The organism is Paenalkalicoccus suaedae (assembly GCF_006965545.2).
GTDB lineage: Bacteria > Bacillota > Bacilli > Bacillales > Salisediminibacteriaceae > Paenalkalicoccus > Paenalkalicoccus suaedae.
In genome coordinates this window covers 1,158,116-1,181,250 of record NZ_CP041372.2, presented here as the reverse complement: position 1 = coordinate 1,181,250, position 23,135 = coordinate 1,158,116, and the positions used below count along the sequence as shown (strand labels likewise).

Genomic DNA, 23,135 nt, shown 5'->3' with positions numbered 1-23,135 from the left:
AAATTGTAGCCTATCGTATTGTACCACTATCAGGCAAGACGTGCACAGCTTAGTATGAACTTAATCTTCTATATGAAAAAATACATAGCGACAATTTTCGGTCCAAGCAGTCGAATCCTCGTAGCTCCAGTGTCTCATCCTACTATCAGAGGTATGCGCGTTTACTAACGCTTCCCCGTCGGCTGTAAAGGCGACAATAATCGTCGTATGCTGAAAGCGGCCATTTCCATCAAAATCATAACAAATGATATCTCCCTCTGAGAGCTCCCTAACATCTTGCTTCTCAGATGCCCTAAGACCAGTGCGTGAGCTCTTTAAATACCACATCATACTATGGGCTACTGACCAGCTAAAACTCCAGAGGTTGCCATCGTACCACCATCCCTGCTCACGAGAAGGCATCCCCCTCATCGGCGCACCACCAGCTCTTAAGCACTGCGAGATAAAGTTCGTACAGTCATTTGTAAAAGCATGGTACTGAGGATTTCGTCCATCCCACCACATCTCCGCATACTGAACTGCCTTCACTCGATCATAATAGACTCGTTCAAGTGGATCTTGTCTGTCTTTTGGCTCCATCTCTACCTCTATATTTGATGAAATGACTTCATAATCGTCCAGCACCTGATCCTTCTCTACAATAACCGCACGATGGATCTTTTGCTGTTCCATATAGACGTGATCATGTTCCATTCGAACCTTTACTTCATGTACAAGACATTCCACATACTCTCTATCTTCGATCAGGAGATGCTTAAGAACGTCTACATGGACATCATGCTTGATCCAGCCCTTGGACTCTACCTGCATCTGCCGCCTGTATTTATCTTTTAAATATGTCTCTAAAGAAAACATGGATGTGCCCTCCATCCTTCACGATATCTTCTTTAGAATATGGTGCCACCTCTCTAAATAGACCCTTCCATTTTTAAGAGGTGTTCTTTTATTGGTAACCCGCCTCCATAGCCTACCATAGAACCATTTGATCCAATAACTCGGTGACATGGAACAACTATTGGAATAGGATTTTTATTGTTGGCCCCTCCTACTGCTCGCACAGCCTTAGGAGCACCTATTTGTTGAGCAATGTCTTTATATGACCTTGTTTCCCCAAAAGGAATCGAGCTGACTGCCTCCCACACAAGCTTTTGAAATGGCGTACCATGATAGTGCAGTTCAAGCTCGAATGCTCTTAACTCATGATTAAAATAAGCCTCTAGCTGCTCTATACTGTTAGTTAACGCCTCTCTCGATTCGTATAAATCAATCCCTTCATTGCGAGCTCGACTCTTTCTAGTAATACTCTGATGAGCATCCTTCGCTTCTCCAAATTCAATATAGTGCAACGCATTGTCCGATCCGACAACCGTTAATACACCGATCGGCGATGAGATCTCTGTATAGGCGAGTTTGACTGACATAAACTTCTCTCCCTTTTACCCCTTTTTATGATGAAAATATAGCATCGAGCTCATCAATCATAATGGACTCATTACATGTTTCTCTAAGCTCTCGTAAAAATATCATCGTATTTTCAGATTGGTCAATTTGAGCGATGGACCATATAGCAGTTGCTCGAATATCAGGTCTTGGATCCTCCAAGGCAACTTTTTTTAAGTCTTCCAATGCATAGGCATCCTTAAAATTACCTAAAGCTAAAATAGCATTGCGCTGAATAGGTTTTTTCCCACGCCAAGAACCTGACATATACCCATACTTTGCCTTAAAATCTCGATTGGACATAGTAAGAAGAGGAATTAAAGATGGCTTCACTAACTCAGGATCTGGTTCTAGTTCTTCGTGCCTGTGCTCATCTACGCCTTTATTTTTAGGACACACTACTTGGCACGTATCACATCCGTATAACCTGTTACCAAGCTTTTTTCGGAACTCCACCGGTAATACATCCTTAGTTTGTGTGAGAAAAGCGACACATTTTTTTGCGTCAAGTTTCCCTCCCTCAAGAAGCGCTCCAGTCGGACAAGCATCTATACATTTATTGCAACTTCCGCACTGATCCTCCATTGCAACATCTGGTTCTAATGGAATCGTAGTGATCATGTCTCCTAAGTAGACATAAGATCCAAACTCAGGAGTAATAATAGCGCAGTTTTTAGCACTCCATCCTATACCTGCTCGTTCAGCTACGGCACGGTCAATTAGTTCTCCCGTATCAACCATAGAGGCGCATTTTGCATCAGGTACTTTAGATAAAATAAATTGCTCTAATTTATCTAAACGACGCCGTAACACATGATGATAGTCTTCTCCCCAGGAAGCTCGGCAAAAAATACCCTTTCGATCCCCGCGAACACTTTTAGGAGCATTCTTCATTTTAGAAGGGTAAGCAACGGCAATAGAAATAATTGTTTTCGCTTCTGGCAAGAGCTGCGATGGCTCCGTTCGCTCGTCGATGGTTCCTTTTTCAAATCCAGATTGAAGTCCAGATTCCTGTTGCGTTTTTAAACGTTCTTTCATAAGTTGAAACGGATCTGCAGTAGCAAAGCCAATTTTATCAATACCAATCTTTTTACTATATGCAACAATCTCTTGTTTGAGCGTTTCATTCATTTAATACCGTCCTCCCTTCTAAAATGTGATTTATGTTTTGTTGCTTCAGCTTTTCTATAAGTTATTATCTCAAAAAGACAATAAAAAAACGACCCAAAAGGTCGTATTAGTAGTAAAATGGTACCGGAGGCGGGACTTGAACCCGCACGCCCGTGAAGGCATCGGATTTTGAGTCCGACGTGTCTGCCATTCCACCACTCCGGCAAAGATATATGTAAAAGAAATTCAAGTTTTAATTGGTGCCGAGGGCCGGACTTGAACCGGCACGGTAATCACTTACCGCAGGATTTTAAGTCCTGTGTGTCTGCCAATTCCACCACCCCGGCATTTACAAACAGAAGCATAATCATAATTTAATTGGAGGCGACAACCGGATTCGAACCGGTGATAAAGGTTTTGCAGACCTCTGCCTTACCACTTGGCTATGCCGCCTAACTAAAATGGAGCGGAAAACGGGATTCGAACCCGCGACCCCCACCTTGGCAAGGTGGTGCTCTACCACTGAGCTATTTCCGCAAAAAAATGGCAGGGCTAGCAGGATTCGAACCTGCGAGTCACGGAATCAAAATCCGATGCCTTACCGCTTGGCTATAGCCCTATATAAATGATAGTAAGTTTAAAATGGGGCGACTGATGGGAATTGAACCCACGAGTGCCGGAATCACAATCCGGTGCGTTAACCACTTCGCCACAATCGCCACAAAAGAAACTGGTGGAGGGGGGCAGATTCGAACTGCCGAACCCGAGGGAGCGGATTTACAGTCCGCCGCGTTTAGCCACTTCGCTACCCCTCCAAAACATAGTATTCATATTAACAAATCCTGTGACAGAAAGTCAATATAAATAGTGGTGCTGGCCAGAGGACTTGAACCCCCAACCTACTGATTACAAGTCAGTTGCTCTACCAATTGAGCTAGGCCAGCAAAAAAACATGGTGGCTCGGGACGGAATCGAACCGCCGACACACGGATTTTCAGTCCGTTGCTCTACCGACTGAGCTACCGAGCCAATTTGGTTGCGGGGGGCGGATTTGAACCACCGACCTTTGGGTTATGAGCCCAACGAGCTACCAGACTGCTCCACCCCGCGATAATAATAATGGTGGAGGATGACGGGCTCGAACCGCCGACCCCCTGCTTGTAAGGCAGGTGCTCTCCCAACTGAGCTAATCCTCCATATTGGATAAATAAACTATGAATCTCTTCGTCATTATGTTAAATAAACAGTGGTGACCCGTACGGGATTCGAACCCGTGTTACCGCCGTGAAAGGGCGGTGTCTTAACCACTTGACCAACGGGCCAATAAATACTGGCGGAGAGCGAGGGATTCGAACCCTCGGTACGGCTTTGACCGCACACACGATTTCCAATCGTGCTCCTTCGACCACTCGGACAGCTCTCCATATGGCTCCACAGGTAGGATTCGAACCTACGACCGATCGGTTAACAGCCGATAGCTCTACCACTGAGCTACTGTGGAATAGTAAAAATAATCTTTTTGTATAATATGTATGTATAGCCCAGCAACGTCCTACTCTCACAGGGGGACAGCCCCCAACTACCATCGGCGCTAGAGAGCTTAACTTCCGTGTTCGGCATGGGAACGGGTGTGACCTCTCTGCTATCGTCACTAGACTATGATTTTTTCCTAATAAGCATCGAATCTCTGCGTCCATTGCCCTCATTCGAATCCTCACGTGTCCAAACACGCTCCGGTTCTCTTTCGGTCATGTCCTTGATCTTCTTGCTTCTTACGAAAAAATATTTCTTTAACAGGTTTTTGTCTGTCAAAGTAAAGGTCGTTGACCTTTCAAAACTGGATAGTGAACATGTAGAAGAAGAATCGTCTTAGTTGACGCCTTCTGTAAAACTATATATCTTGGTTAAGCCCTCGATCGATTAGTATCTCTCAGCTCCGCATATCGCTATGCTTCCACACGAGACCTATCTACCTCATCATCTCTAAGGGATCTTACTCACTATAAGTGATGGGAAATCTCATCTTGAGGGGGGCTTCATGCTTAGATGCTTTCAGCACTTATCCCGTCCACACGTAGCTACCCAGCTATGCTCCTGGCGGAACAACTGGTACACCAGCGGTGTGTCCATCCCGGTCCTCTCGTACTAAGGACAGCTCCTCTCAAATTTCCAACGCCCGCGACGGATAGGGACCGAACTGTCTCACGACGTTCTGAACCCAGCTCGCGTGCCGCTTTAATGGGCGAACAGCCCAACCCTTGGGACCTACTTCAGCCCCAGGATGCGACGAGCCGACATCGAGGTGCCAAACCTCCCCGTCGATGTGGACTCTTGGGAGAGATTAGCCTGTTATCCCCAGGGTAGCTTTTATCCGTTGAGCGACGGCCCTTCCATACGGTGCCGCCGGATCACTAAGCCCGACTTTCGTCCCTGCTCGACCTGTATGTCTCGCAGTCAAGCTCCCTTATGCCTTTGCACTCTGCGAATGATTTCCAACCATTCTGAGGGAACCTTTGGGCGCCTCCGTTACTTTTTAGGAGGCGACCGCCCCAGTCAAACTGCCCACCTGACACTGTCCCTGAACCGGATCACGGTTCGAGGTTAGAATGTCAAAACAGCCAGGGTAGTATCCCACCAATGCCTCCACCGAAGCTAGCGCTCCGGTTTCCAAGGCTCCTACCTATCCTGTACAAGCTGTTCCAACATCCAATATCAAGCTACAGTAAAGCTCCATGGGGTCTTTCCGTCCTGTCGCGGGTAACCTGCATCTTCACAGGTAATATAATTTCACCGGGTCTCTCGTTGAGACAGTGCCCAAATCGTTGCACCTTTCGTGCGGGTCGGAACTTACCCGACAAGGAATTTCGCTACCTTAGGACCGTTATAGTTACGGCCGCCGTTTACTGGGGCTTCAATTCAGAGCTTCTCCCGTAAGGGATAACCCCTCCTCTTAACCTTCCAGCACCGGGCAGGTGTCAGCCCCTATACTTCGCCTTGCGGCTTCGCAGAGACCTGTGTTTTTGATAAACAGTCGTTTGGGCCTATTCACTGCGGCTCTCTCGGGCTTGCACCCTAATAGAGCACTCCTTCTCCCGAAGTTACGGAGTCATTTTGCCGAGTTCCTTAACGAGAGTTCTCCCGCGCGTCTTAGAATTCTCTTCCCGCCTACCTGTGTCGGTTTGCGGTACGGGCACCAGCTTTCTCACTAGAGGCTTTTCTTGGCAGTGTAGGATCGGGAACTTCGCTACTAAATTTCGCTCGTGATCACAGCTCAACCTTACGGTAGACGGATTTGCCTATCTACCAGCCTCACTGCTTCAGCGCACACTTCCAATCGTGCGCATTCCCTACCTTCCTGCGTCCCCCCATTGCTCAAACAAAAGCGTGGTGGTACAGGAATATCAACCTGTTTGCCATCGCCTACGCCTTTCGGCCTCGGCTTAGGTCCCGACTAACCCTGAGTGGACGAGCCTTCCTCAGGAACCCTTAGGCTTTCGACGGAGGGGATTCTCACCCCTCTTTTCGCTACTCATACCGGCATTCTCACTTCCAAGCGCTCCACAAGTCCTTCCGGTCTTGCTTCGCAGCCCTTGGAACGCTCCCCTACCATTAACACCTAAGGTGTTAATCCATAGCTTCGGTGATACGTTTAGCCCCGGTACATTTTCGGCGCAGAGTCACTCGACCAGTGAGCTATTACGCACTCTTTCAATGATGGCTGCTTCTAAGCCAACATCCTGGTTGTCTAAGCAACTCCACATCCTTTTCCACTTAACGTATACTTTGGGACCTTAGCTGATGGTCTGGGCTGTTTCCCTTTTGACTACGGATCTTAGCACTCGCAGTCTGACTCCCGAGGATAAGTAATTGGCATTCGGAGTTTGACTGAATTCGGTAATCCTGTGGGGACCCCTAGTCCAATCAGTGCTCTACCTCCAATACTCTTCCCTCGAGGCTAGCCCTAAAGCTATTTCGGGGAGAACCAGCTATTTCCGAGTTCGATTGGCATTTCACCCCTACCCACACCTCATCCCCGCACTTTTCAACGTGCGTGGGTTCGGGCCTCCATCCAGTGTTACCTGGACTTCACCCTGGACATGGGTAGATCACCCGGTTTCGGGTCTACAACCACGTACTATGTCGCCCTATTCAGACTCGCTTTCGCTGCGGCTCCGTCTCTTCAACTTAACCTTGCACGTAATCGTAACTCGCCGGTTCATTCTACAAAAGGCACGCTGTCACCCATTAACGGGCTCCAACTACTTGTAGGCACACGGTTTCAAGATCTCTTTCACTCCCCTCTCGGGGTGCTTTTCACCTTTCCCTCACGGTACTGGTTCACTATCGGTCACTAGGGAGTATTTAGCCTTGGGAGATGGTCCTCCCAGATTCCGACGGGGTTTCACGTGTCCCGCCGTACTCAGGATACACTCCGGAGGAGGGAGTCTTTTGACTACAGGGCTGTTACCTTGTACCGCGGATCTTTCCAGATCGCTTCGTCTAGACTCTCTCTTTCTTACTCCGTATGGAATGTCCTACAACCCCAAAAGGCAAGCCTTTTGGTTTGGGCTAATTCCGTTTCGCTCGCCGCTACTAAGGAAATCGCATTTGCTTTCTCTTCCTCCAGGTACTAAGATGTTTCAGTTCCCTGGGTCTGCCTTCTCATATCCTATGGATTCAGATATGGATCCTACCCCATTACGGGTAGTGGGTTCCCCCATTCGGAAATCTCCGGATCAACGCTTACTTACAGCTCCCCGAAGCATATCGGTGTTCGTCCCGTCCTTCATCGGCTCCTAGTGCCAAGGTATCCACCGTGCGCCCTTATTCGCTTAACCTAACTTACTGTTAGGACGTCGTTTTACTTCTTGGCTATCTTCTAAGACACTCGGAAAAACCTTTCGTTTGTTTCCAAACGGATTGATTTTCCGGTGATTCTTTTCTACATGTTCTTACTATCCAGTTTTCAAAGGTCAACTCGGAATAGACCCACAAGGGGTTCTTCCGGAGAGGCTTACCCTCTCAAAACTAAACAAAAGGATCGAATGCGAAGTTCGATTGAGCTTAATGCTCCTTAGAAAGGAGGTGATCCATCCCCACCTTCCGGTAGGGATACCTTGTTACGACTTCACCCCAATCATCTGTCCCACCTTCGGCGGCTGGCTCCATAAAGGTTACCTCACCGACTTCGGGTGTTACAAACTCTCGTGGTGTGACGGGCGGTGTGTACAAGGCCCGGGAACGTATTCACCGCGGCATGCTGATCCGCGATTACTAGCAATTCCGGCTTCATGTAGGCGAGTTGCAGCCTACAATCCGAACTGAGAATGGCTTTATGGGATTTGCTCAACCTCGCGGTTTTGCTGCCCTTTGTACCATCCATTGTAGCACGTGTGTAGCCCAGGTCATAAGGGGCATGATGATTTGACGTCGTCCCCACCTTCCTCCGGTTTGTCACCGGCAGTCACCTTAGAGTGCCCAACTAAATGCTGGCAACTAAGGTCAAGGGTTGCGCTCGTTGCGGGACTTAACCCAACATCTCACGACACGAGCTGACGACAACCATGCACCACCTGTCACTCTGTCCCCCGAAGGGGAACGTCCTATCTCTAGGAGTGGCAGAGGATGTCAAGACCTGGTAAGGTTCTTCGCGTTGCTTCGAATTAAACCACATGCTCCACTGCTTGTGCGGGCCCCCGTCAATTCCTTTGAGTTTCAGCCTTGCGGCCGTACTCCCCAGGCGGAGTGCTTAATGTGTTAACTTCGGCACTAAGGGCATCGAAACCCCTAACACCTAGCACTCATCGTTTACGGCGTGGACTACCAGGGTATCTAATCCTGTTTGCTCCCCACGCTTTCGCGCCTCAGCGTCAGTTGTAAGCCAGAAAGTCGCCTTCGCCACTGGTGTTCCTCCATATATCTACGCATTTCACCGCTACACATGGAATTCCACTTTCCTCTCTTACACTCAAGTCTCCCAGTTTCCAATGACCCTCCACGGTTGAGCCGTGGGCTTTCACATCAGACTTAAGAGACCGCCTGCGCGCGCTTTACGCCCAATAATTCCGGACAACGCTTGCCCCCTACGTATTACCGCGGCTGCTGGCACGTAGTTAGCCGGGGCTTTCTCGTGAGGTACCGTCAAGGTGCCGGTCTATTCGTGCGGCACTTGTTCTTCCCTCATAACAGAACTTTACGATCCGAAGACCTTCATCGTTCACGCGGCATTGCACCGTCAGGCTTTCGCCCATTGCGGATGATTCCCTACTGCTGCCTCCCGTAGGAGTCTGGGCCGTGTCTCAGTCCCAGTGTGGCCGATCACCCTCTCAGGTCGGCTACGCATCGTCGCCTTGGTAAGCCATTACCTTACCAACTAGCTAATGCGCCGCGGGCCCATCCTGTAGTGTTAGGTAAAACCCAACTTTTACAAGGGAACCATGCGGTTCCTTTGATTATCCGGTATTAGCTTCGGTTTCCCGAAGTTATCCCAGTCTACAGGGCAGGTTGCCCACGTGTTACTCACCCGTCCGCCGCTCATTCCACATCATTCACTCCGAAGAGATCGTGATGCTTCCTGCGCTCGACTTGCATGTATTAGGCATGCCGCCAGCGTTCGTCCTGAGCCAGGATCAAACTCTCCGATAAATCGTCGAAGTTTGAACTTCTGACTAACGTTCGAGTAAACTCGAACAACGAATCTAGCGATTCATTTTGAAGAACTAGGTTCTTCATTTAAAAAAATTGACGAGATGGTTTTCATCTCTTTTAATTCCTTCGCTTCGTCTTTTGTTTAGTTTTCAAAGAGCAATTTCTTGCTTGTCGCTCGTTTTGGCGACTTTATTAGAATAACACGGTGACTCGTTAGAGTCAACAACTTTTTTTAAGTTTGTTTTTTGTGTTACTGTCACCTCGTTGGCGACAAGTAATAATATATCACCATAATAATTAATCGTCAATACATTTTAGAATTTTTTCTAAGAAAAGTTTACCCATTAAAACCCTAGCTAAACTTCTTCCTATTAATTAAGGTGACACAGTCGCTAACTCCAGCCTTTTTAAAGAGCTGGAGTTAAAACAAAAAAACCAGCTCCTTATTAAAGGATGAACTTAGTAAGAGAGTTGATAATAACGGTGATGAATCATTCTTCCCTTTGTCTCGTGTAATGATACTTGGACAATATCTTTTTGAACGAGGTATTCAACGAGCATGCTCAAGTCTAATGAGTATTCGCTCATGCCAACTATTGTTTTTAATTCATCGATCGTCCACGTTTCTTTCTCTCTCATTAACTGTATGAGGTGTGCACTCCCAAGTCTTGTTTTTGTCATAAGTTCAAATTCACTCGCCAATAATAAAAGCTCTAATCGTTTTTCAACTGGCTCTGATCCTGTAGCTAGCTCCGAATACAGTTTATGAATTTCTGGTTCTATCTTTTTTACTTGTTGCCAAACGGTTACTTCTGGGTAAAGCCCGTGTTCAATTACAGCAAGTCTTGCCAGGTGATGAAGAGCGTGTACGATTTGATTATACGAATCTAAATAATGCCCTTGTGAGAACAAAGCCTTCCCATCAGCAAATCGCCTCACAAGTTTAGAAAATTCAATTCCGATCTTCTTCTTTCTCTCTTCCTGTGGAAATTCTGTAAGCTTATAGCGCAGTTCCTTCATATACTCATTGCGATCAAACAGAACTTTACCGTTAATCATCCATTCAATCACTCGGCGGTTAGAGCTATGTAAAAGCCACTCTTGTATTTGTTCTTTATTAACGATATGCATCGCTAGTATAGAACCCTCATGCTCATAATGCTTAACCTCCCAAAGCTTATGACCATCAATAATTACTAATAGCACTCCATCAAAGTAATCCGTTGATGAATCTTCTTTATTACGTCGTTCGACAGAAATGACCGCCTGTGTCGTTGCATCATAAGCTCTGTCCTGATATAGCTGCCTGATGAAATCATCCATAGTAGCTCCTCCTCCGTTACGTCTATCCCGCCTATTACTATAAGTCTTTCGACGCTACTTAATCAAATCCTTTTGAAAGTAAGAGAAAATATTGTTCCTATCTTTTTGTTCTACACACCCCTATGATATAATTATCTGTAAGAAAGGCGTGATGTAACTTGCTAAGCTTTACTAGTAAAATTAATAAGATCCGGACGTTTGCTTTAGCTTTAGTATTCGCCGGAATAGTCATTATGTATATTGGTTTGTTCTTTCGAGTAAATCAATTCGTTATGTCTGCATTCATGATTCTAGGCTTCCTCGCAATTATAGCTAGTACGATCATTTATTTTTGGATTGGGATGCTTTCATCTAAGACCATTCAAGTTACCTGTCCGGAATGTAATAAACCGACTAAAATGCTTGGCCGAGTCGATGCATGTATGCACTGCAATGAACCTTTAACGTTAGACAAATCGTTAGAAGGAAAAGAATTCGATCAAGCATACAATAAAAAAAGACCTTAACAAAAATTCATTATTACTAAAACAAGAGGCGAACGCTATGAGCGTTTGCCTCTTGTTTTAGTTGCGTCAATTTAGCGAACGGCCTTACATGAATGATTATAGCGAAAAGCAAACTTGAGAGTTTCAGGTGACGCCTTTTGTGAGACGCAGTGAAGTTCTCATATATACGACTTTCTTTTTTGTGGTAGTGGTGGTCCGGACCTTAATGTGAAGCGTTCACAGCATTTAAGTCGTCAGTTATATTTGTTGCTTTGTGTCAAGTGAAGGTCCTTTTGCATCGAATCAAACGTCGTTTACATCCGACAACTTTCTTTCAGTCATGTCCACATTGCCTTCCGTTTTGCATTAGCTAATTAGGTTTTATTAAGAGTTAGTTGATATAATGCTGACTAACTAGATGCCCCTTACTCGTAATAAATAGTTATCACAGAACTAAAGGCATTATCTTTTTTAAACAAAAGCAAAGACAGCCCTTATAAAGAGCTGCCTTTATTCTTTTTATTAATGTTGCGTTTGATTCTTACAAGTTGGGCACTTTCCATAGATCTCCATGCGATGATTTGTTACTTTAAAACCTGTAACGTGTTCTGCAAGTGTCTCTACTTCATTTAGCCCAGGATAGTGGAAGTCAACAATCTTTCCACAGCTCTCACAAATAACATGATAGTGGTCTGTTGTTACACTATCAAATCGACTTGATGCATCCCCATACGTCAATTCTTTGACAAGACCAACATCTTTAAACACTCTCAGGTTATTATAAACAGTAGCAACACTCATATTAGGAAATTTGTCTTCGAGCGCTTTATAAATATCATCTGCTGTAGGATGGCTCTCTGAACTAAATAAAAACTCTAAAATGGCATAACGCTGAGGTGTCATTCGAACTTTCGTACTTTTCAAAGACTGGAGCGCATGATGTAATCGTTCATTTTCCATTTCCTTCACCTCGTTTACGTAAACTACACTCCACTAGCTTTTTATCTAAATCCCCATAAAGTCAAGCGTAATTATTACTTTATAATAGTTACAATAAGTATACCGAAGGCGCTAAAAGATTGTCAACGAATGACTGCTACGAAAGTGTGACTATGCAGTGACGATAACTTAGTGAGAAATATTACTGCTTATTGAGAAAGGGAAGACTATCCTTTGCATGGATAAGAAAACTAATGTAACGATGTGATTTATCACTCGATTTCCCACGCTTCTGTTCATACTCCAAACAGATCGCTTTCATCGTTTCATGTAAAGAGGAAACATCCTCTTCCTTTACGCCAATTAAAAAAGTCGTGCTCCCTTTCCGCAAAAATCCACCACTACTTGCTAGCTCCGTCATTCGATAGTTAGTATTTTTAAGTCCCGTTTCCATCGCTTCTCTGTAGCGGTTTTGAACAACACACACCATTAGCTTCATAAGTCGCGCCCCCTTTAATAACCTTTTTTAGGATCAACTAGATTTGTATACGTCTTCTCATTGTTTAAATAAATATCTAGATTTGACGTGAAAATATCAATGGCTCTTGGTTGATACATTGGCGAGATACCAGAAAGATGCGGTGTCACAGTTATATGTGGATGTGCCCAAAATGGATGCTCTGCTGACAACGGCTCCTCATTAAACACATCTAATACGGCATGGTGGAAGTCTCTATTATCCAATGCCTCTATCATATCTTCTTCATGAACCACATTTCCTCGACCAATATTTATAATAGTCGCTGAATGTTTCATCTTTGTAAAAATAGCTTTATCCAATAAATTCGATGTAGCATCTGTTTTAGGCAGGATAGATACTAAAAAGTCCCACTTACCTACCTCTTCAGCTAAATTTTCTATCGGAATAATGGTATCAAACGGCTCCACATGATCTCCGCTTCGATTGACACCTACAACATTCATTCGGAACGCCTTAGCGAGCCTTGCAACCTCTTTGCCGATCGCTCCTGCACCTAGGATACCAATTGTTTGACTGTGCAGCTCATTCATAACTGGAGATCGATCCCAAACGTGCGCTTCCTCTTGCTCAAGGACAACCTCTGTTTGCCTAGAGACAAACAGCATCATGTGCATGACATACTCCGCCATCGGAATAGCATGGATTCCTCTAGCATTCGTTACCATAATATCCCTTTTAGCTATCGCCTCAAACGGCATTTCATCCATTCCTGCCGAGATAACCATAATCCATTTTAAATTCGTTGCAATCTCTATTTCCTTCTCTGTCAAATCCTCACCATATGTGATTAGGACATCCGCCCGAGGTAAGTCGTCCGCTGCGGCTTCTATGTCGGGATAGAAAAGAAAGTCGAGGTCTTGATAGGACTGCTTTAACTGATCTTCTATATCTTTTTGTAAATTAGCTGATGAGAGTATAATCATGGCTACCTCCTTTTACTAGTAATTTTATCATATTGCCCCTTTAAGAAGGCTCCTCTATCTGAAGATTGAATGAATAGGTAGCGCTATACACCTCTCCACGCTCCTTAAAATTCACTCGCACTATGGGACGGTAGTCATTTTCTTCACACAGGCAACTTTGACGCTTTGTTACGCTCCCATTAAACTCATTCATGACTAAGTCTTGATAATAAAACGTGGTTGCGATGCCATCAACAAAAAACTCTAGCTCCGATATCGTATTCATTCGTCTCATGTCCTGTAAATCAAGTCTTAAACCAATTTCTCTCTCTTCTCCCGCACCGTCTATAAAAAACGTAGCCGTAAAATCTTGATCAGATATTGCCTGCGCGAAATCTGCTTCAAGCGGGCGTGGATAATCATCTTGCAAAAAGTACAGCACTCCTATAATAATGAGACCTATTAACCCTAAAGGCAGTATATGCTTCATTTGCATCCCCTCTCCTTCTTATTTTACCAGTAAACTGCCCATAGCTACTACAACGACAAATTGAGATAGCCGTGCTAAACTAATGACAAAAACTACTCTCCTTAGAGACAAAGGTTGGGATGTAGATGAAATACGTACTCTTTCTTTGTATGAGTGCACTTTTACTCTCCTGCTCGCAAAATCAAGCAGATGAATCTATTAATGGTAGGTATTTAACCGGCTCTGAGCATACAGACATGTTTCTATTGTTTGTATCAGACAACTACTCAGGCACTAGTGTACGTGAGCTAAGCGGTCACAATGATCTCCTCCCGACTCCTTATGAGAGAGAAGCGTATCGCATCGCCGTAACAAATGAGACAACCTTTTCTCTTGTCGAAAATACAGAAGTGCTAGCTTATGAAGATATCTCCCTATTCCCTAATCAACCGATACAAGTTACTGTCATGGAGGACGTCGAGCAATTCATTAGTAGTGTTGAGAACGAAGGTGAGGTCACAGAGAAGCTCCTGCCCATCTATACGGCTTCGCACGTAAAGGTTGGTTCTTATACAGAAGAGCATTTAATTGAGACCTATACGCCAGTATTGGAAGATCATTACGTAGTACAGATTTTTGATGGCGACTTTAATTTAACGTATTTTTCCTTATTAATGGAGTACTTTACGCAGCTAGAAGACCGATACGATATACGCGTCATTGTAGAATTAAGAAATGGAGCGGGGTACGGTAGGTTTCGTGAAGTAACTCCTGAATTTGATTATTTGTTTTTATCAAATGACGGTGTGGAGTTTAAGGGCGATGATTACGAAGAGCTTCAACTCGTCGTGGAAGAAGAGACAGGGTTCGCGATGCCTAGAGAAGGCGATGACGCTTGGTATCAACTTCTCTTTTATGACTAAAACGAAAGAGGGTGTATGTCGCCATTTGCCGACACACACCCTCTTTTAATTTGTTATGCGTTCTCTTTTACATATTCAAGAGCCGACTCTACGTGACCTTTTACTTTCACGCTACGCCACTCCTTTACAAGCTCCCCATCTGGATTAATGATGAAGGTAGAGCGTACAATTCCCATGTATTCTTTACCAAAATTCTTTTTAAGTTGCCAAACGCCAAATGCCTCAGCAAGCTCATTATTTTCGTCAGAAATCAGCTCGAAAGGTAAGTCGTACTTATTAATAAAGGATTCGTGTTTTTTTAATGGGTCTGGGCTAACGCCTAAAATCACCGCGTTTAAGTCATTAAATTCCGCGTGGTGATCACGGAAATCACATGCCTGCGTCGTACAACCAGGTGTCATATCCTTCGGGTAAAAATAAAGAACAACTGTTTTACCTTTAAAATCTTCAAAGCTACGTGTTTCGCCTTCTTGCGTTGAAAATGAATGAGATGGTACTTTATCTCCAATTTGAATGGTCATAGTAATCCCTCCTGTCGCTTATTGTAGCCTGAAAAGGGATCTTTGATCAACGATTATGAAGACTCGTTACAACAAAAGAGGCTGGCAGTAAATATCCGATTAAGGCTTGTACAACAACAATCCACCTTGCAAGACCAAGTGGAACAATATCACCATACCCTATTGTCAAGAGCGTCACCGCACTAAAATAGATAGTATCCTCGAGCATATGATAGATCGTTGCTGTATGCGGGGAATGGTCGATTAACTGAAGCAACCCCCACTCTGACAAACAAAAATAAATGATTCCGAAGCCTACGATTGTATGAGCATAGACGAATAGGAACAGGAAAAAATGCTTGATGGAGTCTCTCGATGTTTCTAACGGATATAAAAAGATCGTGATACTTATGATCATCCCAGCTATCGCTAACGTACATAGTATAACTAACATAGGCCCCACCTCCTCATTATCCTATGAGTGATAGGGCTTGTTTAGTCGTTAATTACCTGCTCCACGGTACCGCTTTACACCCTCATTCCAAAGTAAAATGGCTATACTTAAGAAGATAATCCCCATGACGGGAGTTAAAAAGGCGTATGTATACCACTCGGAGCGTTGCAGGAAAAAGGCGGCCGGGTAAACACCAACGAAGGCAAACGGCAAGATCCACGTAAGGACGAATCGGATTACCTGATTATAAATATCAACAGGGTAACGTCCGTAGTTGCCGATATTGTACATCATAGGTAGAATGTCCGTTTTACTATCCGACCAAAAACTGATGCTCGCAAGACTTATAAAGATGCCGGCATAAATGAGCGCACCACCACTCACCATCAGTAAAAAGACGAAGGGATGATACCACATAAATGGGAGCCCTAATTGGCTACCTGCATAAAACATAATTGCAACACCAGTAATAACACCAAATAACGATTCAAGCTCCATGCGTTCAATGATAATTTGAAAAAGGCTGTGGATAGGACGTGTTAGAACCCGATCCATCTCTCCCTTTACAATATAACGTTCATTAAAGTCCCATATATTAAAGAAGGACGAAAAAATGGCATAAGGAACGAGGAAAAAGCCGTAAATAAAGATAATTTCTTCGCGACTCCAGCCTGCTAATAAGTTGGTATGGGAAAATACGACCAAGATAAAAATTAAATTAACTGCTTGAAATAAAAGATCAGACACAATTTCAACGACGAGATCGGAGCGATAGCTCATCCTTGTTTTCATATATTGAGATGCATAGCGAAAAAAGATCGATATATAAAACATTGGCTATCCTCCTTGTACAATTAGACGTTTTTTAGCTAACATCCACATAAGCTGGATGGGAATAAATAATAAAATGGACCAAAACAACTGTGTAGCAAGAGCCACATAAATTTCGCTACCTTCGAAGCCTTCTGTAAATATCATAGAAGGGATGTAGCTGATTGATTGGAAAGGCAAAAATGCCATAACCTGTTGGGCCCAGAGAGGGTAAAAAGAAATTGGTAAAAGTAAGCCACTAAAGAGATCAATAACGACCCGCTTCGCTCGAATGAGTCCCGTATTATAGAGGAGGAAGAATGTTAATATTCCTGTAATAAGATTTAGCTGTGTGTTGACAATAAAAGCAAATAGTAAAGATAACGCAAATAGTAGCCACGTTGATACATTACTAGTGAATTCTAATGGGAGGACGAGCCAAATGACGACCATTCCTGGTACGGAGAAGAATAAAAGTCGGAAGATCCCCTCACCCAAGCCTTGCATTGTCTTAACGCCTAAATAACTATATGGACGAATCATTTCGACTGCTACTTTCCCCTCCTGTATTTCCTGGGAAATTTCGCGGTCAATATTATTAAAATAAAAGGCTCTTGCCATCCAAGCCACTGCTATGTAAGTTGTCATTTGAGTAACCGATAGCCCTTGAATAGAATCTTGCGCGCCATATATTGCCTGCCATAAAAAATAATACGCTCCGATATTTATAGAATAGATAAGAATACCACTGTAATAGTTCGTTCGATATGCAAGCATCATTAAAAATCGAATGCGAATCATTTCTACATACATCGATATATTAGACATGCCGAATGCCCTCTTCATAAATATGACGAATAATCTCCTCTGTGGAGACCTTATTTATCTTCACGTCAGAAATCGCACGTGAGCTAATGACTCGCGCAACAAATACAGATAAGTCGACTTCTGACTCATCCGCGATTGTCGCTCGGAGCAGGAGAGGCTTATCGCCCTCTTCCCAATGTGCTTCATTAAACTCCGTAGACAGTTCGCCTATATGAATCTCTTCCTCAAACGTAAACTCCACTCGCTTTTCCTGTAGCCAAGAATGTTGAAGTGCTTCTAATTCCCCGTCATAAATCACGTTCCCTTTATCTAATAGGATGACGCGGTCGCACAGCGCTTCGATATCCGCCAAGTCATGAGTGGTAAGGAGAATCGTCGTTCCGTACTCCTTATTAATTCGCTTTAAAAACTCTCGTATTTTAACCTTCACTAATACATCTAGTCCGATCGTAGGCTCGTCTAAAAATAGAAGCGGAGGATTATGGATAAGCGCAGCCGCCAATTCACAGCGCATCCGCTGTCCGAGCGAAAGCTTACGGACTGGTTTATCGAGAAGGTCGTGAATCTCTAATGTGTCGATAATATCCTTCATGTGCGCCTCAAACTGCTCATCCGGTACTTTATATACCTTTTTTAACAGACGGAACGATTCCTGAACGGCAATATCCCACCATAGCTGAGAACGTTGTCCAAACACGACACCTATCTTTCGTACAAATTTTTCTCGTTCTTTATGAGGATCCATCCCAAGTATAGAGATATCCCCTTCTGTGGGCGTCAAAATCCCCGTGAGCATTTTAATCGTTGTTGATTTTCCTGCCCCATTTTCACCAATATAACCAACCATTTCGCCCTGCTTTATTTGTAAATTTACGTCATCAACTGCGCGGAGTATTTTATAGTTACGGGTAAAAAGGTCGCGAAAAGCACCCTTCAGTCCACTTCTACTCGAATACGATTTAAACTCCTTGCGTAAATGGCGAACGTTAATTGCATACTGCTCTTCCATCTGCTGTACCTCCTTCAAGTTGCCGCTATTAAGTGTAATCAAAACGGTGCAGACATTCAACAAAATCATTTCCGTGGTACAATCGGTAATGAATAAGGAGGAGATTAGATGAATTACACAACATCTGAACAACTATATAAAGAAGCACAGGAAGTTATTTTAGGCGGTGTTAACAGCCCTTCGAGAGCCTTCAAAGGGGTTGGTGGCGGGACGCCTGTTTTTATGGAAAAAGCAAAAGGGGCAAAGTTTTGGGATGTCGACGGTAACGAATATATTGATTACCTTGCAGCCTATGGACCGATTGTAACAGGACACGCTCATCCACATATTACAAAAGCGATTCAAACTGCAGCTGAAGACGGCGTTCTTTTTGGAACTCCTACTCGTTACGAAAGCCAGTTCGCGGAAATGCTACGAGATGCTATTCCTTCTCTAGAACGAGTGCGCTTTGTAAACTCTGGTACAGAAGCAGTCATGACGACTATTCGAGTTGCAAGGGCCTATACAGGTCGTGATAAAATTATTAAGTTTGCTGGCTGCTATCATGGACATTCTGATCTGGTGCTTGTCGCAGCAGGTTCCGGTCCAGCGACAACTGGTAACCCCGATTCTGCTGGAGTAACAAAAAGCATTGCATCCGAGGTCATTACTGTTCCGTTTAATGATGTAGGGTCATTTAAAGAAGCATTAGATCACTTTGGTGATGAAATTGCTGCTGTTTTAGTAGAACCGATTGTTGGTAACTTCGGTATCGTAGAGCCAGAGCCTGGATTTTTAGAAGCGGTGAACGAGCTTGCTCACGAGTCAGGGGCACTTGTCATCTATGACGAGGTCATCACAGCATTCCGTTTTATGTACGGCGGCGCTCAAAATTTCGTTGGTGTTGAGCCTGATTTAACTGCAATGGGGAAGGTTATTGGTGGCGGCTTACCTATCGGTGCTTACGGCGGTAAGAGAGCAATTATGGAGCAAGTGTCTCCTTTAGGGCCCGCTTATCAAGCCGGAACGATGGCTGGGAACCCTGCCTCTATTCGAGCAGGAATTGCTTGCTTAGAAGTGTTAAAAGAAGAAGGTATTTATGATGAGTTGGACCGCCTCGGTGCAAAGCTCGAAGATGGCATCCATGCTGCAGCTCGCAAACATAATGTTCCGATCTGCATCAATCGTCTTAAAGGGGCACTAACGGTATTCTTTGACGTGAAAGAGGTTAAAAATTACGCAGACGCCGAAGCTAGTAATACAGAGATGTTTGGTTCGTTCTTTAAAAAGCTGTTAAAACGCGGTGTCAATTTAGCTCCTTCTAAATATGAAGCATGGTTTTTAACGACTGCTCATACAGAGGAAGATATCGAACAGACGATCAAACTTGTTGAGGAGGTTTTCGAGGAGGGTCTCTAACTCCTCGGATTCTTCCTTGAAATAGGAAGTGCATAGGTGTATGATACGTTAGTGCATTCTTAATATAGAAGGGAATTAATTGAACTATGAGGCTAGGAGCCCGTATTTTTAAAACTGGTTTAGCCGTCACCTTAGCGCTTTATGTCGGAATGTGGCTACAATTTTCTACACCAGCATTTGCTGCCTTAGCGGCATTTTTATCTGTTCAGCCATCTGTCCGCAAAAGTATTATGTCTATTTGGGATCAGATTCAAGCTAACGTCATTAGTGCGTTGCTTGCTATTGTATTTGTTTTAACATTTGGTCACGAGCCATTTGTCGTTGGGGTTGTCGTCTTACTCATTATTGCTATTCATATCAAATGGAAAAAAGAGGGCATTATCCCACTAGCTGTTGTTACAGCTATCTTAATCATGGGTAGCCCGACAGACGATTTCTCGAGCTTTGCTTTAGACCGCTTCTTATTGATTATGGTCGGCGTCTTTTCTGCATTTATTGTTAACCTTATTTTCTTACCGCCGAAGCATGAAAATCTCCTTTATCACAAGGTGACTGGGACAAACGAGCAAATCTTACAGTGGATTCGCTTGATATTGCATCATGAAATTGACCATCGCACGTTTAAGCAGGATCAACAGACGATTGCTACACAACTCGGCAAGCTTGATACGCTGTTTGATTTGTATAAGGATGAGCGCACAATCAATCGTAAGAATGAGTATGCTCGCTTGCGTAAAGTCGTGTTGTTTAGACAGATGATTATAGCGACGAAAAAGGCAGAAGATATTTTAGTGAGTTTGAGTAAGCATGATAATGTGACACACAACCTCCCTGAAGAGATTGAATGTCAAATGCGCAGTCAGCTAGACGAACTAACAAATTATCACGATCGTATTTTGCTAAAATACGCCGGAAAAGTCCGTCCACAGTCAATGGAGGAATACCACGAAGAGATTGCGCAAGGAAAAAGGCAGCTGGTGGATGTATTTATGTCCTATCAGCAGAAAGCATCGTTTGAGTACGAGGCTTGGATGCACTTCTTCCCCGTTATTGCTCTAGTGATCGAATACTCGGAGGAGCTTGAGCACTTGGATAAATTAGTAGATGGCTTCTTTACGTACCATACCGAGGATAATGAGGTTGAAGTAACGGATAGAGAGATTTAATAGGATATAGAGGAAGAGCGTGGGCCTGAAGTTGGGCCTGCGCTTTTTTTAGGTTTTCGATTGGAGTGAAGGAGCCAATAGAGTGGGGAGTTTGTTTATATGGTGGAGGGGGTGGGGGTTTTTGAAGGCCTACTTCTTTGCGTCAAATGAATGTCTGTTTGCTTCAAGTCGAGTGGCATTTGCACCACATAGTCCTTTGTATGCGTCAAGTCATTTAGCTTTGCGTCAAACCTAGGTAGTTTTGCATCAAACAGCCGTGTGTATGCGTCAAAGCAGACTCGGTTTGCATCAAAGCATATTTTCACCAAAACCATTAGCTACTTCCTAACAGCCTTCCTATCTAAAAGCTATTTATTAAAGCAAAAAGCCAGAGCATCTCTCCTGCTCTGGCTCTTCCCCATGCTCTTGCTCTTGCTCTTCCACTACAAATACTGAATATTATACAACTTCGCATAGGCTCCATCGCGTTCAATGAGCTCAGCGTGTGTACCTACTTCAGCAATGCGACCATGATCCATCACGATGATTTTATCAGCGTGAGTCACTGTTGATAAACGATGCGCCACGATAAATGTCGTGCGATTCTTCGCTAGCTTCTCTAACGAATCCTGAATTAACTTCTCGCTTTCTAAATCAAGCGCACTCGTTGCCTCGTCAAAGATTAAAATCTCTGGGTTCTTTAGGAATACGCGAGTGATCGCGAGGCGTTGCTTTTGTCCACCGGACAGCTTTACTCCGCGCTCTCCGATTTTCGTATCGTAGCCGTCAGGCAATTTTGAAATAAAGTCGTGCGCATTAGCAGCTTTTGCGGCAGCATACACCTCTTCGTTCGTTGCCTCTGGCTTTCCCATTTTAATGTTAAACAAAATGGAATCACTAAAGATAATATTATCCTGCAGGACCATTCCAATTTGATCGCGCAAGCTGTGCACTTCATAGTCACGAATGTCCTTGCCATCAATCACGATTCGACCCGACGTGACGTCGTAAAACCGTGGGATTAAGCTCATAATCGTACTCTTACCCCCGCCGCTCATTCCGACAATTGCAACTGTCTCTCCCCGCTCTGCTCGGAACGACACGTCATGCAGGACCATCTCATGATCATCTTCATAGGAGAACGAGACATTATCAAACACCACTTCTCCTTGAGGAAAACGATACGGGACTGCATCTTTACGGTTCGTAATATCATACTTTTCGTCAACAAGCTCAAACATACGATCCATCGAAGCAATCGACTGCACAAGCTGAGTAGATGAGTTCACAAGACGGCGGAGTGGAGCATAAAGTCGCTCCATATATGTAGCAAAGGCTACCATCGTCCCTACCGTAACGTCACCTTGAATAACAAAAATACCTGCAACTAAAATAACTAATAGTGGCGCAATATCTGTAATCGTATTTATAACAGCAAATGTTTTGGCATTCCACTTCGTATGATCGATTGCTCGATTTAAAAAGTTACCATTCTGTTCGCCGAAGGCTGCCTGCTCCTCTTTTTCGATCGCAAAGCTTTTAATAACGCTAATCCCTTGCAGGCGCTCGTGCAGATGCCCCTGCACATCCGCTAGGGCTTGAGACCTTTGTCTTGTTAAGTCACGTAGCTTGCCGTAAAAGAATCGAATCGCGAAGCCATAGAGTGGCAATAATGCGATTGCGACTAAAGTTAGCATCGGATCTAGTGTGAGCATGATGATGATAGCGGCTGTAATTGTAAATAGATCAAGCCAAATATTCATCATCCCGGTCATGATAAAGTTTTTCGTTTGCTCGACGTCGTTTATGACTCGGGAAATAATTTCGCCAGCTTTACGGTTCGCATAAAACCTTAGACTCAGCTTCTGTAAGTGAGTAAATAGCTGATCACGAATGTCGAAGAGAATTTTATTCCCTGTCCATTGCGCAAAGTATTGGCGGTAATATTCTACAGGCGGTCTCACAATTAAAAAGAGAAAGAATACGCCTCCCATCAGCCATAAAAGCGTCGTCATTTGGTCGCTTTGTGTGCCTCCGCCGCCAATAATATCATCGATAACATATTTAAGGATGAGTGGCACCGTAAGAGGGATACCGAACTTTACCATACCAATTAGGACGGTTATCAAGATTTCTTTCCAATATGGTTTTACAAACTGCATATAGCGCTTAATACTATTCATGTTTTACACTCCTTGATACACGCAAAGG

18 protein-coding genes, 14 tRNA genes and 3 rRNA genes are annotated in these 23,135 nt (G+C 44.1%); 4 read left to right on the top strand and 31 right to left on the bottom strand.

Annotated elements, in window-relative coordinates; translation table 11 throughout:
• Window positions 1–60: 60 nt before the first annotated feature.
• From FLK61_RS06485 to FLK61_RS06385, 21 genes are all read right to left on the bottom strand, one after another.
• Window positions 61–855: an amidase domain-containing protein gene (locus tag FLK61_RS06485; protein WP_249777693.1), complete on the bottom strand. Its 795-nt coding sequence runs from the start codon at window positions 853–855 to the stop codon at window positions 61–63.
• A gap of 53 nt (window positions 856–908) precedes the next feature.
• A complete protein-coding gene (locus tag FLK61_RS06480) occupies window positions 909–1,421 on the bottom strand; it encodes a methylated-DNA--[protein]-cysteine S-methyltransferase (RefSeq protein WP_176008674.1) in 513 nt (170 codons plus the stop codon).
• Window positions 1,422–1,446: 25 nt separating this feature from the next.
• The gene (gene queG / locus FLK61_RS06475) at window positions 1,447–2,571 is read right to left on the bottom strand and encodes a tRNA epoxyqueuosine(34) reductase QueG (protein WP_176008673.1); all 1,125 of its coding nucleotides are present in this window, start codon (window positions 2,569–2,571) and stop codon (window positions 1,447–1,449) included.
• A 118-nt stretch (window positions 2,572–2,689) separates the two neighbouring features.
• Window positions 2,690–2,775: transfer RNA gene (locus FLK61_RS06470), tRNA-Leu, on the bottom strand.
• A gap of 33 nt (window positions 2,776–2,808) precedes the next feature.
• Window positions 2,809–2,897: transfer RNA gene (locus FLK61_RS06465), tRNA-Leu, on the bottom strand.
• Window positions 2,898–2,929: 32 nt separating this feature from the next.
• Window positions 2,930–3,003: transfer RNA gene (locus FLK61_RS06460), tRNA-Cys, on the bottom strand.
• A 9-nt stretch (window positions 3,004–3,012) separates the two neighbouring features.
• A tRNA-Gly gene (locus FLK61_RS06455) sits at window positions 3,013–3,087 on the bottom strand.
• 7 nt (window positions 3,088–3,094) lie between these two features.
• Window positions 3,095–3,169, bottom strand: a tRNA-Gln gene (locus FLK61_RS06450).
• A 24-nt stretch (window positions 3,170–3,193) separates the two neighbouring features.
• Window positions 3,194–3,269 (bottom strand) — tRNA-His (locus FLK61_RS06445).
• Between the two features lie 12 nt (window positions 3,270–3,281).
• Window positions 3,282–3,365 (bottom strand) — tRNA-Tyr (locus FLK61_RS06440).
• Window positions 3,366–3,418: 53 nt separating this feature from the next.
• Window positions 3,419–3,494 (bottom strand) — tRNA-Thr (locus FLK61_RS06435).
• Window positions 3,495–3,503: 9 nt separating this feature from the next.
• Window positions 3,504–3,579, bottom strand: a tRNA-Phe gene (locus FLK61_RS06430).
• Window positions 3,580–3,583: 4 nt separating this feature from the next.
• Window positions 3,584–3,660: transfer RNA gene (locus FLK61_RS06425), tRNA-Met, on the bottom strand.
• A 10-nt stretch (window positions 3,661–3,670) separates the two neighbouring features.
• Window positions 3,671–3,746, bottom strand: a tRNA-Val gene (locus FLK61_RS06420).
• 51 nt (window positions 3,747–3,797) lie between these two features.
• A tRNA-Glu gene (locus FLK61_RS06415) sits at window positions 3,798–3,872 on the bottom strand.
• 9 nt (window positions 3,873–3,881) lie between these two features.
• Window positions 3,882–3,973 (bottom strand) — tRNA-Ser (locus FLK61_RS06410).
• 3 nt (window positions 3,974–3,976) lie between these two features.
• A tRNA-Asn gene (locus FLK61_RS06405) sits at window positions 3,977–4,051 on the bottom strand.
• Window positions 4,052–4,089: 38 nt separating this feature from the next.
• Window positions 4,090–4,206 (bottom strand): 5S ribosomal RNA (gene rrf / locus FLK61_RS06400).
• A gap of 244 nt (window positions 4,207–4,450) precedes the next feature.
• A 23S ribosomal RNA gene (locus FLK61_RS06395) occupies window positions 4,451–7,388 on the bottom strand.
• Window positions 7,389–7,628: 240 nt separating this feature from the next.
• Window positions 7,629–9,195, bottom strand: a 16S ribosomal RNA gene (locus FLK61_RS06390).
• Together the 16S, 23S and 5S rRNA genes with 14 tRNA genes alongside form the textbook arrangement of a ribosomal RNA operon.
• Before the next feature lie 462 nt (window positions 9,196–9,657).
• Window positions 9,658–10,521, bottom strand: a complete 864-nt coding sequence (locus FLK61_RS06385) for a nucleotidyltransferase-like protein (RefSeq protein ID WP_176008672.1) — start codon at window positions 10,519–10,521, stop codon at window positions 9,658–9,660.
• 158 nt (window positions 10,522–10,679) lie between these two features.
• Between FLK61_RS06385 and FLK61_RS06380 the strand changes: the two genes are divergently transcribed.
• A complete protein-coding gene (locus tag FLK61_RS06380; RefSeq protein ID WP_176008671.1) occupies window positions 10,680–11,027 on the top strand; it encodes a YgzB family protein in 348 nt (115 codons plus the stop codon).
• A gap of 501 nt (window positions 11,028–11,528) precedes the next feature.
• On the opposite strand, the gene perR is transcribed toward FLK61_RS06380, so the two are convergent.
• The 4 genes from perR to FLK61_RS06360 form a co-directional block, all read right to left on the bottom strand.
• Entirely contained in the window at window positions 11,529–11,966 is a 438-nt protein-coding gene (perR, locus tag FLK61_RS06375; RefSeq protein WP_176008670.1) for a peroxide-responsive transcriptional repressor PerR, read from the bottom strand.
• Window positions 11,967–12,147: 181 nt separating this feature from the next.
• A complete protein-coding gene (locus FLK61_RS06370) occupies window positions 12,148–12,444 on the bottom strand; it encodes a cyclic-di-AMP receptor (RefSeq protein WP_176008669.1) in 297 nt (98 codons plus the stop codon).
• Window positions 12,445–12,458: 14 nt separating this feature from the next.
• Window positions 12,459–13,409, bottom strand: coding sequence for a D-2-hydroxyacid dehydrogenase (locus FLK61_RS06365; RefSeq protein WP_176008668.1), 951 nt, complete (start codon window positions 13,407–13,409; stop codon window positions 12,459–12,461).
• Window positions 13,410–13,449: 40 nt separating this feature from the next.
• On the bottom strand, window positions 13,450–13,878 hold the full coding sequence (locus FLK61_RS06360; protein WP_176008667.1) for a hypothetical protein: 429 nt from the start codon (window positions 13,876–13,878) through the stop codon (window positions 13,450–13,452).
• Window positions 13,879–14,003: 125 nt separating this feature from the next.
• Here FLK61_RS06360 and FLK61_RS06355 point away from each other — a divergent pair, with 125 nt between their 5' ends.
• Complete coding sequence (locus FLK61_RS06355; protein ID WP_176008666.1) at window positions 14,004–14,780, top strand: hypothetical protein; 777 nt, start codon at window positions 14,004–14,006, stop codon at window positions 14,778–14,780.
• Between the two features lie 53 nt (window positions 14,781–14,833).
• On the opposite strand, the gene bcp is transcribed toward FLK61_RS06355, so the two are convergent.
• From bcp to FLK61_RS06330, 5 genes are read right to left on the bottom strand one after another with little or no spacing between them, the layout of a single operon-like run.
• Window positions 14,834–15,301 (bottom strand): thioredoxin-dependent thiol peroxidase, encoded by a 468-nt coding sequence (gene bcp, locus FLK61_RS06350; RefSeq protein ID WP_176008665.1) that lies wholly within the window; start codon window positions 15,299–15,301, stop codon window positions 14,834–14,836.
• 46 nt (window positions 15,302–15,347) lie between these two features.
• Window positions 15,348–15,734, bottom strand: a complete 387-nt coding sequence (locus FLK61_RS06345) for a potassium channel family protein (RefSeq protein WP_176008664.1) — start codon at window positions 15,732–15,734, stop codon at window positions 15,348–15,350.
• 48 nt (window positions 15,735–15,782) lie between these two features.
• Entirely contained in the window at window positions 15,783–16,568 is a 786-nt protein-coding gene (locus FLK61_RS06340) for an ABC transporter permease (protein ID WP_176008663.1), read from the bottom strand.
• A gap of 3 nt (window positions 16,569–16,571) precedes the next feature.
• On the bottom strand, window positions 16,572–17,363 hold the full coding sequence (locus FLK61_RS06335; RefSeq protein WP_176011156.1) for an ABC transporter permease: 792 nt from the start codon (window positions 17,361–17,363) through the stop codon (window positions 16,572–16,574).
• 1 nt (window position 17,364) lies between these two features.
• Window positions 17,365–18,381 (bottom strand): ABC transporter ATP-binding protein, encoded by a 1,017-nt coding sequence (locus FLK61_RS06330; RefSeq protein WP_176008662.1) that lies wholly within the window; start codon window positions 18,379–18,381, stop codon window positions 17,365–17,367.
• 108 nt (window positions 18,382–18,489) lie between these two features.
• Here FLK61_RS06330 and FLK61_RS06325 point away from each other — a divergent pair, with 108 nt between their 5' ends.
• On the top strand, window positions 18,490–19,779 hold the full coding sequence (locus tag FLK61_RS06325; protein WP_176008661.1) for a glutamate-1-semialdehyde 2,1-aminomutase: 1,290 nt from the start codon (window positions 18,490–18,492) through the stop codon (window positions 19,777–19,779).
• A gap of 86 nt (window positions 19,780–19,865) precedes the next feature.
• Window positions 19,866–20,945, top strand: a complete 1,080-nt coding sequence (locus FLK61_RS06320; protein WP_176008660.1) for an FUSC family protein — start codon at window positions 19,866–19,868, stop codon at window positions 20,943–20,945.
• Between the two features lie 422 nt (window positions 20,946–21,367).
• Here FLK61_RS06320 and FLK61_RS06315 read toward each other — a convergent pair whose 3' ends face one another.
• Window positions 21,368–23,107: an ABC transporter ATP-binding protein gene (locus FLK61_RS06315; protein ID WP_176008659.1), complete on the bottom strand. Its 1,740-nt coding sequence runs from the start codon at window positions 23,105–23,107 to the stop codon at window positions 21,368–21,370.
• Window positions 23,108–23,135: the final 28 nt, after the last annotated feature.